General features: G+C 31.5%; 18 protein-coding genes. 9 read left to right on the top strand and 9 right to left on the bottom strand.

What is annotated here, in order from left to right:
• Positions 1–13: 13 nt before the first annotated feature.
• A complete protein-coding gene (locus ACIQ2L_RS06970; protein WP_396157433.1) occupies positions 14–1,066 on the top strand; it encodes a WD40/YVTN/BNR-like repeat-containing protein in 1,053 nt (350 codons plus the stop codon).
• A 24-nt stretch (positions 1,067–1,090) separates the two neighbouring features.
• Here the strand turns inward: ACIQ2L_RS06970 and ACIQ2L_RS06965 are convergent, their stop codons facing one another.
• From ACIQ2L_RS06965 to ACIQ2L_RS06950, 4 genes are read right to left on the bottom strand one after another with little or no spacing between them, the layout of a single operon-like run.
• On the bottom strand, positions 1,091–1,552 hold the full coding sequence (locus tag ACIQ2L_RS06965) for a sensor of ECF-type sigma factor (protein WP_396157432.1): 462 nt from the start codon (positions 1,550–1,552) through the stop codon (positions 1,091–1,093).
• A gap of 4 nt (positions 1,553–1,556) precedes the next feature.
• Complete coding sequence (locus ACIQ2L_RS06960; protein WP_396157431.1) at positions 1,557–1,970, bottom strand: hypothetical protein; 414 nt, start codon at positions 1,968–1,970, stop codon at positions 1,557–1,559.
• Positions 1,971–2,000: 30 nt separating this feature from the next.
• On the bottom strand, positions 2,001–2,543 hold the full coding sequence (locus ACIQ2L_RS06955) for an RNA polymerase sigma factor (RefSeq protein WP_396157430.1): 543 nt from the start codon (positions 2,541–2,543) through the stop codon (positions 2,001–2,003).
• Between the two features lie 56 nt (positions 2,544–2,599).
• Positions 2,600–3,712: a GyrI-like domain-containing protein gene (locus ACIQ2L_RS06950; protein WP_396157429.1), complete on the bottom strand. Its 1,113-nt coding sequence runs from the start codon at positions 3,710–3,712 to the stop codon at positions 2,600–2,602.
• A 318-nt stretch (positions 3,713–4,030) separates the two neighbouring features.
• Here ACIQ2L_RS06950 and ACIQ2L_RS06945 point away from each other — a divergent pair, with 318 nt between their 5' ends.
• Positions 4,031–4,414, top strand: coding sequence for a hypothetical protein (locus tag ACIQ2L_RS06945; protein ID WP_396157428.1), 384 nt, complete (start codon positions 4,031–4,033; stop codon positions 4,412–4,414).
• Between the two features lie 166 nt (positions 4,415–4,580).
• Here ACIQ2L_RS06945 and ACIQ2L_RS06940 read toward each other — a convergent pair whose 3' ends face one another.
• Complete coding sequence (locus ACIQ2L_RS06940) at positions 4,581–5,648, bottom strand: branched-chain amino acid aminotransferase (protein ID WP_396157427.1); 1,068 nt, start codon at positions 5,646–5,648, stop codon at positions 4,581–4,583.
• Between the two features lie 280 nt (positions 5,649–5,928).
• Here ACIQ2L_RS06940 and ACIQ2L_RS06935 point away from each other — a divergent pair, with 280 nt between their 5' ends.
• From ACIQ2L_RS06935 to ACIQ2L_RS06915, 5 genes are all read left to right on the top strand, one after another.
• Positions 5,929–6,417 (top strand): DUF4920 domain-containing protein, encoded by a 489-nt coding sequence (locus tag ACIQ2L_RS06935; RefSeq protein ID WP_396157426.1) that lies wholly within the window; start codon positions 5,929–5,931, stop codon positions 6,415–6,417.
• Positions 6,418–6,423: 6 nt separating this feature from the next.
• Positions 6,424–6,882, top strand: a complete 459-nt coding sequence (locus ACIQ2L_RS06930) for a hypothetical protein (protein WP_396157424.1) — start codon at positions 6,424–6,426, stop codon at positions 6,880–6,882.
• Positions 6,883–6,884: 2 nt separating this feature from the next.
• Positions 6,885–7,583, top strand: coding sequence for a tRNA (5-methylaminomethyl-2-thiouridine)(34)-methyltransferase MnmD (gene mnmD / locus ACIQ2L_RS06925; protein WP_396157423.1), 699 nt, complete (start codon positions 6,885–6,887; stop codon positions 7,581–7,583).
• 117 nt (positions 7,584–7,700) lie between these two features.
• Positions 7,701–7,898: a hypothetical protein gene (locus ACIQ2L_RS06920; protein WP_396157422.1), complete on the top strand. Its 198-nt coding sequence runs from the start codon at positions 7,701–7,703 to the stop codon at positions 7,896–7,898.
• 209 nt (positions 7,899–8,107) lie between these two features.
• Positions 8,108–8,302: a hypothetical protein gene (locus ACIQ2L_RS06915; protein WP_396157420.1), complete on the top strand. Its 195-nt coding sequence runs from the start codon at positions 8,108–8,110 to the stop codon at positions 8,300–8,302.
• 33 nt (positions 8,303–8,335) lie between these two features.
• On the opposite strand, the gene ACIQ2L_RS06910 is transcribed toward ACIQ2L_RS06915, so the two are convergent.
• Positions 8,336–9,280 carry a LysR substrate-binding domain-containing protein gene (locus ACIQ2L_RS06910; RefSeq protein WP_396157419.1) on the bottom strand — a complete coding sequence of 315 codons (945 nt, stop codon included), beginning with the start codon at positions 9,278–9,280 and terminating at the stop codon, positions 8,336–8,338.
• A 237-nt stretch (positions 9,281–9,517) separates the two neighbouring features.
• Between ACIQ2L_RS06910 and ACIQ2L_RS06905 the strand changes: the two genes are divergently transcribed.
• Both ACIQ2L_RS06905 and can read left to right on the top strand, forming a co-directional pair.
• Positions 9,518–11,182, top strand: a complete 1,665-nt coding sequence (locus tag ACIQ2L_RS06905; protein ID WP_396157418.1) for a SulP family inorganic anion transporter — start codon at positions 9,518–9,520, stop codon at positions 11,180–11,182.
• The gene (can, locus tag ACIQ2L_RS06900; protein WP_396157417.1) at positions 11,179–11,823 is read left to right on the top strand and encodes a carbonate dehydratase; all 645 of its coding nucleotides are present in this window, start codon (positions 11,179–11,181) and stop codon (positions 11,821–11,823) included. Before ACIQ2L_RS06905 ends, can begins: the two co-directional genes overlap by 4 nt.
• A 6-nt stretch (positions 11,824–11,829) precedes the next feature.
• Here the strand turns inward: can and ACIQ2L_RS06895 are convergent, their stop codons facing one another.
• The 3 genes from ACIQ2L_RS06895 to ACIQ2L_RS06885 are packed head-to-tail and all read right to left on the bottom strand — an operon-like array spanning position 11,830 to position 14,633.
• On the bottom strand, positions 11,830–12,792 hold the full coding sequence (locus ACIQ2L_RS06895; protein WP_396157416.1) for a sodium-dependent bicarbonate transport family permease: 963 nt from the start codon (positions 12,790–12,792) through the stop codon (positions 11,830–11,832).
• A complete protein-coding gene (locus ACIQ2L_RS06890) occupies positions 12,792–13,787 on the bottom strand; it encodes an L-threonylcarbamoyladenylate synthase (protein WP_396157414.1) in 996 nt (331 codons plus the stop codon). The genes ACIQ2L_RS06895 and ACIQ2L_RS06890 overlap by 1 nt, the downstream gene beginning before the upstream one ends.
• 3 nt (positions 13,788–13,790) lie before the next feature.
• Positions 13,791–14,633: a DUF6671 family protein gene (locus ACIQ2L_RS06885; protein WP_396157413.1), complete on the bottom strand. Its 843-nt coding sequence runs from the start codon at positions 14,631–14,633 to the stop codon at positions 13,791–13,793.
• Positions 14,634–14,637 lie beyond the last annotated feature (4 nt).

Genomic DNA, 14,637 nt, shown 5'->3' with positions numbered 1-14,637 from the left:
TCAATAATTAATAATGAAAAATAGGATTCTACTTTTTACTTTTTTTATACTTTGTAACGGTTATAAATCGGTGGCGCAAACAAACATGGCTTCCTTTACATCAGTTCGTGTTGATACTATTTTAAATAAAAAAATAAGTATCAGAGCTATTCAAATTGATAAGGATAAATTGTGGTATGCTGGTGATAAAAGCCGTTTTGGTTATTATGATTTTAAAACAGATAGGAAAGGAGAAGTGCAAATCCAAAATGATAGTTTGAAATATGAATTTAGAAGTATTGCTCAAAATTCTAAATCTGTTTTTATTGCTAGTATTGGAAATCCTGCTGCCATTTATAAAATAAATAAATCAGATTTAAGTTTTGAAAAAGTCTATTCAGAAAATCATGAAAAAGTATTTTATGATAGTATGAATTTTTGGAACAACCAAGAAGGAATAGCGATCGGTGATCCAATAGAAAATTGTCTTTGTATACTTATTACGCGTGATGGCGGAAATACTTGGAATAAATTATCATGCGAAAGTGTCCCAAAAGCAATGGAAGGCGAAGCTGCTTTTGCAGCAAGTAATACTAATATCGTTGTGAAAGGAAATAAAACCTGGATAGTTTCTGGAGGTAAAAAAGCCAGAGTATTTTATTCTCCAGATAAAGGAAACACTTGGAACGTTTATGATACTCCAATAGTTCAAGGAAAAACAATGACTGGAATTTTTACAGCTGATTTTTATAATGATAAAGTTGGAGTTATCGCAGGAGGTAATTATGAAGTTCCTAATCAGAATTCAAAAAACAAAGCCATTACTCTTGATGGTGGAAAAACATGGAAGTTAATTTCAGATCATATAGGTTTTGGATATGCATCTTGTATACAGTTTGTACCAAAATCAAAAGGAAAGCAATTAGTTTCAGTTGGACTTTCTGGATTGTATTATTCTTCTAATAGTGGTCATTCTTGGGAAAAACTATTATCAGATGGTAGTCTTTATACGATTCGATTTCTTGATGAGAATACTGCTTTTGCTGCTGGAAAAGATAAAATCATCCGAATTGACTTCAAACAATAAAGCGAGCTTATTTGCTCTCTTTAATTATTTTCCTAATTTTCTGTCTCGATATTGTTGGAGTAGTTTTCGGTTAAATTTTTCCTCTGCTCGTTTTAGTTTCAGAATTTTTAATGGCGAAATAACTCCATTTAAACTAGCTACAAATTTCTTTTTAGCTTGATACAATTCGTCTTCACTACTTTCCATTTGAGACAACATAGTGGCGGCCTCTTTATCAGATAATTTATCCAAGGAATCGTCGTCCAATCTGTCTAAATACCCTTTTAATTTTTGCTTTTTAATATCTTGTTGTTTGTCTTCAAAAGCATTATATAAAGGCCAAAACTTGGCAGCTTCTTCAGAAGTTAAAGATAATTCACTTGTTATAAAAGCCACTTTTAATGATTTAATTTGCTCTTTCTTTTTACGTATAAATGGACCATCTTGAGCTATTGCATTCATTGAAATAAATACGATAAGTAGCGAAACTATGTTTTTCGTTTTCATGTAATTAGTTTATTAAGTATTCCTCTAAATTTGTGTTTGATTTTAAAATGTCTTCGATGTAAGCGTCATCAATATTAAGCTCAATTTTCATTTGATCTAAGTCTTCTTGTTCTAACAAATCAACTATTTCATCTTCAGTTATTGTTGAATGATAAGCAATGTAATTCTCTAAAGTAACAGAATCTATTTCGTCTTGTTTAGTTAATAAATTATTATAAATTGGAATTGACAGCATTAAACCAAGAATTCCTGCTGCAGCGAAATACCATTTCTTTTTGGTATTAAAAATCGAAATAACTTTCGATTCTTCTTTGGGTAATTGTGCTAAAACTTTCTCTGAGAAAGAGTCAAAATAACGATCAGGTATTGTAAATCCTGAGCAAATTTTCGGTTCATTATCTAATTTAAAATCTTTCATGGGCGTTTGACAAAAGTAATGTTAAATGGTTTAATTGTTTTTGACAAAATCTTCAATTTTCTTAACGGCATGATGGTACGATGCTTTCAATGCACCAACCGATGTTCCTAAAACTTCAGACATCTCTTCGTATTTTAGTTCTTCATAATATTTCATTTTGAATACCAATTGTTGTTTTTGGGGTAATAAAGCAACTGCTTTTTGTAACTTGATTTGAATTTCATTACCATCAAAATATACATCAGCTTTCAAATTATCAACCAATCTAGTTTGTAATGCCTCACTTGTGGTTCCATTTCTTTTTGCTTTTTGATTAATAAACGTAATTGCTTCATTAGTGGCAATGCGATACATCCATGAAAATAATTTACTATCACCTTTAAAATCTTTTAAATACCTAAAAACCTTAATAAAGGTATTTTGTAACACATCATCTGTATCATCGTGATTTAAAACTATATTTCGAATATGGTTGTACAAAGGACGCTGGTATTCGCGCAGGAGTTTTTGAAACGCACTATTCTGCGTCTTCGGATTTAATAATTCCTGGATGAATTCCTTTTCGTCTTGCAATTTGAAAATTTAGCGTTTGGAATAAAGATAACTGAAAAGGTTTAATCTTAAATAAATTATGGAGTTTCAGTTGGGGTAACAATGGTAGGAGGAAGCTCAACAGGTTGAGTTTTTGGTGGCGCATTTACAAGTAATGGTTTTGGAGCTTCCACTTTTGGGAAAACTGGAATATAAATCTCTGTAATCCATTTAGACGGCTGCTTGACGTCGTCTATGGTTTTAACATAAACTTCTGTATAATTGCCTGCAAAGTTTTGTTTTAAACCATTATCAACAATGTATTTCTGAGCTTTTGACCACGCCTCTTTTGTATGAGAATAATCTCCAACTAATGTAGTTTTTAAACAGGTAAATGCAATAATTTCTCCAGAAGCAACATCACTCTCAGGCGAAATGAAAATTTTCTGACGTACTGGAATACATACAGATATTGTTGCAAAATCATTTGGTATATCATACCTATTGTAAAGTACAAATGGTTTTCCAGCTAATACTATTTTATTTTTCGTAGAAAAACGCACCATTCTTGACATCAAAATTTTGATGTTTTTAGAAACGTTTTTAATATGACAAGAAACAGTTTGTTTTAAGCAAAAACCAGAAGAACGTTGAACAATTCCATTCACTTTAATAGAATAGGTTTTCATTTCATAATTTAATGTTTTGTCAAGATTACGCAGACTTTTCTCATAAGTATCTCCTAAAATGGAATTAATACCGCCTTTAAAAAAGGTAGTGATTTTAGTCAATATATCCATTTTACCTTTGCTATGAACTGTTACTTTGGTACCACCAATAGTGTCTTTAAATGTCCATGAAAGTAGTGCCGTGGTCCCATTAAAGTTTACTTTTTGAGCAATACTATCATTTTCTTTTACAAAATACGTTTTAATATCGCCTTCATTAGCACTACTTTTCCAAAATGATTTAGCACCTGCACCTATTGTTTTTGAATTATAATTAAATTTCAGTTCACTGTCTTTTTTTATCCAAGAACCAAAAGTTTCCCAATTTTTAAAATCGTTGATGTAGTCAAAAACTGTAGTTCTAGGAGTTTTAATAACACTACTTTTTGACACCTCAAAGTCGCCTTTTTGAGTAGCAACATAAACGGTAATACCGACCAAAGCCAAAAGAATAAGCAACAAAATATATTTTAAAATTCTCATAATCTTTTTTTGGTTTTACAAAATTAGATGAACAGTTATTTCATTTTTGTTTTAGTGTTTTAAAAATATTTTTATCATAAACAGTATCGCAATAAAAAGCAGGAATCCGATTAGAATCTTATAACTTCCTTTATATACTTTTTGGTGAAGTGTTTTGTCTTTGCGATAAGCAAAATAAGCAGCGATTACAAAAGTAACAAAAAACAGAGCGGCAAAAATCCATTGACCAGTTGTGAACATTTATTTCAAATTTTCAACAAATTTACTCAAATGTATCGGAAAGTTGTAATTTGCATTAACAATAAATTTCGATATAAAATGCAAAAACAACTCAATGCAGTAAAAGAATTTCATACGTCATTCGGATTAGGAGTAAGTTATGAAATGAAAGCTAATTTAGGGGAATCAAAAAATTTGCTTCGCTTTAATCTTATGAAAGAAGAAAACGAAGAATACCTCGAAGCCGTTCAGAATAATGATCTGATTGAAATAGCCGATGCATTAGGTGACATGCTCTATATTTTGTGTGGCACCATTTTAGAACACGGTTTACAACATAAAATCGAAGAAGTGTTTGACGAAATACAACGCTCCAATATGAGTAAACTTGGTGAAGACGGAAATCCTATTTATCGTGAAGATGGCAAAGTTTTAAAAGGACCAAATTATTTTAAACCCAGTTTTGAGGAAATACTGAAATAGTATTCAGTGATCAGTTTTTAGTGTTCAGTGTAATATGGCAATTTTAGTTTTTACTTGATTTATGTCAATTAAACTTAGTTTTTAAAAACCAATTATTTAAGAAAAACTCAAAGTTTCTTCGTAGTAATTATTATAAAACTGAACACTTTTTTCTGAACACTGAACACTAAACCTTTACCATCCACCCAAAAGTGTCATCCGCTAATTTGTATTGTATTTTAGTCAATTTCTCTTTCAATTGAATTGCTATAGAGTTTTCTATTTTTGGTAACTCATAATAATGTTCTTGGTATTGAAAGCCTACTATTGGACTTACCACTGCAGCAGTTCCAGCTCCAAATATTTCTTTCAAACTTCCGTCTTTGGCACCAGCTACTATTTCATCAACTAATACTGAACGCTCTTCTACTTTAATACCATCACGGTGCGCAATGTCAATCAAACTTTTACGGGTTACACCATCCAAAATACGCTCACTCGTTGGTGCAGTATAAATCGTATCATTAATTCTGAAAAACACATTCATTGTTCCAGCTTCCTCTAATTTGGTGTGTGTGGCATCATCGGTCCAAATGATTTGTTGAAATCCTTTTTCTTGAGCTAATTTCTGTGGGTAAAACTGAGCAGAGTAATTTCCAGCCGCTTTTGCTGCTCCAATTCCGCCATTAGCAGCTCGGCTATAGTGTTCTGCAATGATTACTTTTACTTCACCAGAATAATACGAACGTGCAGGAGAAAGTATAATCATAAATCGATATTGCGTTGATGGTTGTGCAATAACGCCCGAGCCAATCGCAATCATAAATGGTCTGATGTATAAAGTATTGCCTAATCCTTTTTTTACCCAGTCGCGTTCCATATCGACAATGGTTTTGATACCACCTATGAATATTTCTTCTGTAATTTCGGGCATCGCCATCCGTACAGCCGATTTGTTAAATCGATCCAAATTTTGATCGGGTCTAAAAAGCCAAACGTCATTGTTACTATCTTTATAGGCTTTCATGCCTTCAAAAATGGCTTGGCCATAATGAAATACTTTAGCCGAAGGATCAATCATAAAAGGTTCATAGGGTTTAATACTTGGTTTTCCCCATTTACCTTCTTTGAAATCACAGATCAACATATGATCTGTAAATACATTTCCGAAGGAAAGGTTTTCAAAATCGACTTCATTAATTTTAGAAAAATTTGCTCTTACTATATCGATTTCGGAAGTAGTTTTTAATATCATGAAATAAATAAATTTTACTCAGAAAAATATTTAAACTACTGTTAAACAATTGTTTGTGATTGATTTTCTGAAAATTATAGTCGCGTTGCTAGTTTTTTGTAAAACTAATAAAAATATGTATGCATTTTGCATCCGAAAATAAATTTGAAAACTTTTTTTGAATTATTTTTTTTTATGAAGTTTCATTGACTGAATTCTTAATAATTACTTAAATAAATTGAGAATATATTTCTAAGTTTTGTTTATCTCATTATATTCGCAACTCATAAAAATACTTCACATGAAAAAAATTAATTTTATAGTAGTACTGTTCTTATTGATAGGAACAACGGTAATGGCTCAGAAAAAAGCAACTTTCAATGCTAATGATTATGCCTCTTTTGGTGAGAAATTTAAAGTAGACAAGGTCTATAACAAGGCTGAAATGTTGAAAAAATATAAAAAACTAAAAAAAGGAGATACACTTGTGGTTCAATTTGAATCAAATATCAAATCGGTTTGTAAAAAGAAAGGGTGTTGGATGAAAATGGAATTAGCCGGAGATGATAATTCTTTCGTAAAGTTTAAAGACTATGGTTTTTTCGTTCCTTTAAATGCAGATAACAGCCTTGCCATCGTAAAAGGAAAAGCATTTGTAGATGTTGAATCTGTTGAAGAACTAAGACACTATGCTAAAGATGGCGGTAAATCGGCTGCAGAAATAGCAAAAATTACAAAACCAGAAGTTACTTATGCATTTACAGCTGAGGGTGTTTATATCAAAAAGTAATTTGTAATGAAAAAAAGTATTCCATTTGTATTGTTATTCTTTATCTCTTCATTATTAGTAATTTCTTGTCAAAAAAAAGAAGAAAATAAAGTAGAAGAAGAGAAATGTGCAACTGAAAAAGGAAAGAAACTTGAGATGTATCAAATGTCTGAAATGGCAACATTAATGGAACAAATGTATGTTGATAACCAACGCTTAAAAGATCGCATACAAAAAGGTGATACTATTGGACAATTTCCTCAGCACTTTTTAAAAATTCATAAAGCTGTAATGACCGATGAGTCAGACAATGATGGATTTTTTAAAGAACAAGCAGCTAAGTTTATCAAAGCACAAGAATTGATCTATAAAGATCCTCAAAATGCTAAAAAACATTTCAATGAAGGTGTGGATGCTTGTATTCAATGTCATAAACAAAAATGTGGAGGACCAATTCCAAGAATTAAAAAATTGTACATCGAATAATTTTGAAAAGAGAAATTATTCAAACCAATGATGGTTCCACAACCATTCATTTGCCAGATTGGAATGAAAGTTATCATTCTAAACATGGTGCTGTTCAAGAAGCCTATCATGTATTCATAAAAAATGGCTTTTCACTTTTTGAGGGAACCGAGTTTTTGAAAATTGACAAAACAAATCCCATTGCTATTTTAGAAATCGGTTTTGGAACGGGCTTGAATGCATTTATCACTTTCGTGGAGGCTAAAAAAACCAATCAAGTCATTGATTATGTTGGAGTAGAGGCATATCCTATTACTTTAGAAGAAGCTTTTCAAATGAATTACGTTGAAGAAATAGATGCATTAGAAAGTTCCCTTTTCAAACAAATACACGAATCTAATTGGGAAGAAAAAAATAAACTTTCAGAGATTTTCTTGTTAACGAAACGAAAGCAATTCTTTCAAGATGTTAAGGATGAGAATGCTTTTGACTTAATTTATTTTGATGCTTTCGGTTTTAGAGTTCAGCCCGAACTTTGGTCTGAAGAAATTTTTGTATCTATGTTTAAAGCTTTGAAAGCAAATGGAGTATTGGTGACATATGCTTGCCGAACAACTATTAAAAACGCTATGCGTTCAGCAGGTTTTTCCGTAGAAAAATTACCAGGTGCTCCAGGTAAAAGAGAAATGTTACGCGCTACTAAAGGACTGTCAAAAATTTAACATTTTTGTTGATAATATTTAACTTTTTATTTCATTTTACTATTTATTATATTATTATTTTTGATAAGACAACAGACGTTCTTATCTAATTTTTTAATTAAACATTTTTACTTTTTTATGTCTAAAACAATGCTAGACCACACAAAATCAGTGTTGAAGAAAGTAAGTTTTGACGCAAATTTATTTTGCAAAGAACTTGAAAAGGCCTACAAGGTTTTGTTACCTTATGAACTTGAAGAACTAACGCAGTGGCTTATGAGTTATATTATTGAAAAGCCCGAGTTGAAACACTGTGTCATCCGAATTAACAGTTAATAAAACTAAAGGAACTTAAAAGGTTCCTTTTTTATTTCACTTAATTATTTTAGTAATATTATACTTATTAATTTTATTTAAATGTGCATTTCATCGATATTAATAGTTTTTTAGCGTCTTTTTTTAACATAAAATGTTGTTATAATTATTTTTTTATTCTATTTTTACTAAACGTTCTTACAATAAGATAACCCCAAATCTTAAAAATTATGCCTAGAATGATTTACGATTACACCAAATCCGTGCTCGAAAGAGTAAGCTTCGATCCAATTCTTTTTGCAAAGGAATTGAAAAAGGCAGTGCGAAATTTATTGCCATACGAAGTAGAGCAATTAAAAAAATGGTTGCAGTTCTTTACGAATGAGCATCCGGAATTAAAACAATGTTTATCTGTAGTTAGTTAGCAGAAAGAAATAAGGAGTTTGTGCAAAAGCTCCTTATTTTTTTTGTTGTAATGGACTTATTATTTGGACATTTTGAAAAACAATAGCGCCTTTCACAACCCCAGCAATTGTGCTTCTTAAAGCATCAATAATTTGAATTTTTAATTCATTTTTAGGAAAAATCAAACTCACTTCTCGAGCTGGTTTTGGTTCTTTAAAATGACGAAGTTTAAGTTGATCTTTTTCTTTTAAATCTAAAGTATGTAAAAAAGGAAGTAAGGTAGTGCCCAATCCTTCGTCAGCCAATTTTATTAATGTTTCAAAGCTTCCACTTTCAATCTGAAAATGATTTTTATCCTCTGAATTTAGATTTTTACATAAATTCAAAATACCATCTCTAAAACAATGTCCATCTTGAAGTAATAGAATTTCATTTATATTCAAATCTGACACTTCAATTTCTTTTTTACTGAATGATTGATGATTGGATGGGATGTAAGCCACAAATGGTTCAAAATATAAAACAACTTCCTTGATTTTTTCGTCTTCCAAAGGTGTAACCGCGATAGCTGCATCTAAATGACCATTTTTTAATCTTGTAATAATCTCAGCAGTATTTAATTCTTCAATAATTAGTTTAACTTTTGGATACTTTTTGATGAAGTTATTCAAAAACATTGGTAATAAAGTAGGCATCACAGTCGGGATTATTGCTAATCGAAACTCACCACCAATAAACCCTTTTTGTTGGTCAACTATATCCTGAATTCTATCGGCTTCGCTAACTATGTTCTTCGATTGATTGACTATTTTTTGCCCAATTTCTGTAAGTTGAATTGGTTTTTTGGTTCTGTCAAAAATTTGAATACCGAGTTCTTCTTCAATTTTTTGTATTTGCATGCTTAATGTAGGTTGGGTAACAAAACATTTTTCGGCTGCAAGAGTAAAGTTTTTATGTTCGGCTACTGCTAAGACATATTTAAGTTGTGTGATGGTCATTATAATAATATTTGATGTAAATATAAAAACTATAAGATAAACTTATGAATTCTACGATTTAAACTAATGTTAAAAGATTTTTTCTGGACTTAGATAGTTTTATTTGAGGATGTTGAAATTGTCTTTCAGTTATTTTTCTTTTTGTATTACTCGAATCACTATTATTTTAAAAAAATAGTGATATTTTTACAATGTTGAAATTATTATTTTTCTGATTTTTTTCAAAATACTGCTATTATGACAAAAAATACAAGCCTTTTTGCCAATCTTAAATCTGATTTTGCTTCAGGTTTAGTCGTATTCCTAGTTGCATTACCATTGTGTCTAGGCATCGCTTTAGCTTCTGGCGCACCACTATTTGCTGGAATTATTTCTGGTGTTGTTGGTGGAATTGTGGTTGGTTATTTGAGTAATTCGCATTTAAGTGTTTCAGGTCCAGCGGCGGGTTTAACAGCTATCGTATTGACTGCTATAACCGATTTAGGCTCGTTCAATTCTTTTCTTTTGGCAGTTTTAATTGCAGGTATAATTCAGTTGGTTTTAGGTTTTATAAAAGCAGGAAGCATTTCAAATTATTTCCCAACTAATGTTATTGAGGGAATGTTGGCAGGAATTGGAGTAATTATATTTTTAAAACAAATTCCTCATGCCATTGGTTATGATAATGATTTTGAAGGTGATGAATCATTTTTACAACAAGACGGTCTCAATACATTCTCCGAGTTGTTTTCTGTTTTCAATCATATTCAATTGGGTTCGGTTGTCATTACTTTAGTTTCACTATCAATTTTGATTGCTTGGACTAAATTTGAATTTTTGAAAAAGTTAAAATTAGTTCCAGCTGCTTTAATAGCGGTTATTGTCGGAATTTTATTGAATGAATTTTTTATTCAATCCGGAAGTAGTTTGGCTATTTCAAACGAACATTTAGTGAATTTGCCAGTTCCAAAAACTTTAGCTGAGTTTAAATCAATATTTGTATCTCCTGATTTTTCCGCTTTTACTAATAGTAAAGTATGGATAGTATCAATTACTATTGCAGTCGTGGCTTCTATCGAAACCTTACTTTGTATTGAAGCTGCCGATAGAATGGATGCTCAGAAACGTTATACGGATACTAATGTAGAATTAAAAGCACAAGGAATTGGAAATATTTTAAGCGCTCTTTTAGGTGGTTTACCAATGACATCGGTTGTAGTGAGAACTTCGGCAAATAATAATGCTGGCGCAAAATCTAAAATGTCCGCTATTATTCATGGTATTTTATTATTGGTTAGTGTATTGGCAATTCCAACACTTTTGAATAAAATTCCGTTGGCAACTTTGGCAGCCGTTTTATTATTAGTGGGCTATAAATTGGCAAATCCAAATATCATAAAGCATTTTTGGGAAAAAGGTAAATATCAATTTATACCATTTATTGCAACATTTATTGGAGTTGTTTTTACTGATTTATTAAAAGGGGTAACATTGGGAATAATCATCAGTATTATTTTTGTTTTGAAAGGGAATATGCAACGTGCTTATAATTTTAGAAAAGAAGAATATTCGGAAGGTGATATCATACACATCGATTTAGCTCAAGAAGTATCTTTTTTAAATAAAGCCGCAATTAAAGCTACATTAAACAATATTCCATCCAATTCAAAAGTTGTTATCAATGCAACGGATTCTGTTTATATTGCTCATGATGTGTTGGATTTAATTAAGGAGTTCAAAAAAATAAAATCAAAAGAGTTAAATATTAGTACTAAATTGGTTGGGTTTAAAGATGCTTATAACCTAGAAAATAGTGATGGCTATAAAAATAAAGTAACTATTGAACATCGCTACAATGTTATGAAAAGAAAAATGGAAGTAATAGAAAATAAAGAAATAATATTTAAAGAAGACAAACTATGAGTGCTGAATTTTATAAAAAGATTCTTGATAATAATAAAAAATGGGTTGAAGATCAAGTTGCTATTGATAAAGATTATTTCAAAGATTTAGCCAAAGGACAACAACCGCCTTTGCTATGGATAGGATGTTCTGATAGTCGAGTACCTGCCAATGAAATTATTGGAGCAAAACCGGGTGAAGTTTTTGTTCACAGAAATATAGCGAATATGGTAGTTCATTCGGATATGAATATGCTAAGCGTTTTGGATTATGCAGTGAATGTTTTGAAAGTAAAACATGTGATTGTTTGTGGACATTATGGTTGTGGTGGGGTAAAAGCAGCTATGGGTAATCAATCTATAGGATTGATAGACAACTGGATTCGTCACATAAAAGATGTATATCGATTACATGATACGTATTTAAATGCTATTGAAGATGAAGAAGAGCGTTTTAATAAATTTGTTGAAATAAATGCGCAAGAACAAGTTTTTGACTTGGCTAAAACCTCAATTGTTCAAGGCGCATGGCGCAACGGTCAAGATTTAACACTTCATGGTTGGACTTATGGATTAAATTCAGGTTATGTTACTGATTTAGGGGTGAATATGAGTTCCAATGATGAACTTGATGAAGTGTATCGCTTGAAATTTTCTAATTAATTTTCTTTAACAACAAAGTATTATACTAAGGTATATTGGCATTCCAAAAGTGATATTGAAAGGAAAAGTAATTGCTAGTGCCATCGGTAAAAACAAACCCGGATTTGCTTTTGGAGCTACTATTTTCATTGCTGCTGGAACTGCAATATAAGAGGCACTTGCAGCTAATATGGAAAACATAAATCGGTTTCCAACATCAGCTGTAACTAGCTGACTTAAAAATGCTACGGATGCGCCATTTAGTAATGGAATTATCAATGCAAATAATACAGGAAACCAACCGCTTTTAAAAAAAACATCCAACTTTTTTCCACTTACAACTCCCATGTCTAATAAGAAAATCGCAAGAAAACCTTTGAAAATATCCGTAGTGAATGGTTTAATTCCCATAGCTTGTTGATCGCTTGCTAAAAAACCAATTAACAAACTACCTATAATTAGCAATACGCTTCCATTAGTTAACGAATGTTTTATAACTGATGAAAGGTTAGTAGTATTAGTTTCTTTTTTATTGTATAATCGCATTAATATTACAGCAACAATAATTGCTGGCGCTTCCATCAAAGCCATGATGGCAACCATGTGTCCACTAAATGTATATTTTTGAATTTCTAAAAATGAAACTGCAGTTACAAAAGTTACAGCACTTACCGAGCCATAGGCAGCAGCTATGGCACCTGCGTTTTCAAAACTAAATTTCCTTTTCAATATAAAAAAACTATAAAACGGAATCACGACGGCAATCAAAATTCCAAAGAGTGCTGACCATATAATTTCTAAATTAAAGTGACTATGGGCTAACTCTTGACCACCTTTGAAACCGATTGAAAACAATAGATATAGCGATATAAATTTTGAAGAGTTTGGCGGTATTTCTAAATCGCTCTTTAATTGAACGGCAATAATTCCCAAAAGAAAAAATAAAAGTGCTGGATTTGTTAAATTATCTAAAAGTAAATCTAAATTCATTAGGAGTTATTTGGATTATTTATTTCTTTCTGTGTTTCTTTATCGAATTCTACTTCTTGAGCTCTAGATAATCTATCGTTTAAACTGATGCCAATGCCAGTTTCAGGAAATTTTTCGGCTATGATGAAGTCAAATCCTTGAGCATCAAGTTGGTGCATAGCGGCATATAAATTTTGAGCTGCTTCATCTAAACTTTCAGTTTTTGTTAAAAGGATAAATTTTTCTGAAGTTTCAACTATTCCATTAGAAAAAATAACAAATCCTACTGCTTGATTTTTATATTTTTCAATATCAGAAATAATACTCTCTGAAACCATAAATGGTGTTTTTGGAGAATAATGCTTACTCAACATTCCCGGTGCTTCGGGTGTTGCCACAGCTTTTGTTTTACTACCAATTTGACCAATACATTTTTCAATAGCTTCTTTAGAAATAGCACCAACTCTGTATAAAACAGGTTCATCATTTTCAAAGCCAATGATGGTAGATTCAATTCCTTTTTCGCAATTTCCTCCATCAAGTATAAAGGGAATTTTTGTTCCCAATTGTTTTTGAACATGGGCTGCATTAGTAGGGCTAATATATCCAAAAGGATTGGCACTTGGAGCTGCTAAAGGAAAATCGACTTCTTCCAAAAGTGCCAAAGCAACTGGGTGTGAAGGAATACGAACACCAACTGTTTCCTTTCCTGCGGTAACAACATAGGGTATAGTTTTTTTCTTTGGCAACACTAATGTTAACGGACCAGGCCAAAAATAGTTAGCCAAAATCCAAGCTTTAGGAGGAATATTTGTTGCTACATTTTGTAAATCTTCAATCGATTTAATATGAACAATTAACGGATTAAATAATGGCCTGCCTTTTATTTCAAATATTTTTTTTACTGCCTTTTCATCAAAAATATTTGCAGCTAAACCGTAAACCGTTTCTGTTGGTATGGCCACCACATTTCCAGCTTTTAACAATTTCGAAGCTTTCTTAATTTGTTCTGTCATCTTTCAAGGATTACAACGATCACAGTACATCGGATCTTCTGTTTTTTTATCATTTGGAAATAGTTTTTCCAGTTCAAAATTACATTTTTGACATTGATAAATATGTGATTTTGTAGAATTTGTTGGCAAACCACACCATTCGCAGGGTAAACCCGATTTAGTATTTACAACACCAAACCCAGGTGTATGGCATTCTGGGCAACGATTTTTTATTTTTTCTACAAGTTTTTGGGCAGCTTTTTCAATGACCTTCATACGGGTTGGATTGTACAAGGCACGCATATCGGTTTCTGCAGCAACTTGGGAATTACTAGCCGAGAGCGTATGAAAACTCTCTTCTAATAATTCCCATGACTGAATTCCTTTTACAACAGAAGTAACTTCTTTATCAGTAATTTTTAATATAACTGCATGCTCTGGGAATCCAACGTTTTTTACTAAATTAACCAAATTTTGAAAACACTCTACAGTTGTTGCATTAAAGTTAGTATCGAGACTTAACTCTCGTACAATTATTTCTAAATTATTTTTCTTATCAATAAAAAGTAAGAACTCATCATCGGCATGTGCCATAAAGATTGTTGGATGCGGACCAAACGAACCTTCGCTGGCGATGCCTAAATCACAATTGGTTATTTCCATTGCTTGAAGACATTTTTTTCTTGCCGTTGCTATTGGTCCATCTTTTCTTTCTATTTCACCACTAAACGTTCCTAATAAATCGGTGTCAAAATCTTCCGGGACAAAACATTGTACTCCTAAATGTTCTTCTAATAAAGGAGCAATAACACTTTCCTTCTTGTGTTTTGTCGCAATGACTAATCTTCTTCCTTTGAAAATATCCAAATCT

The organism is Flavobacterium sp. (genome assembly GCF_044369455.1).
GTDB lineage: Bacteria > Bacteroidota > Bacteroidia > Flavobacteriales > Flavobacteriaceae > Flavobacterium.
The sequence above is the reverse complement of the archived record's forward strand: the minus strand, read 5'-3'. Positions and strand labels throughout refer to the sequence as shown.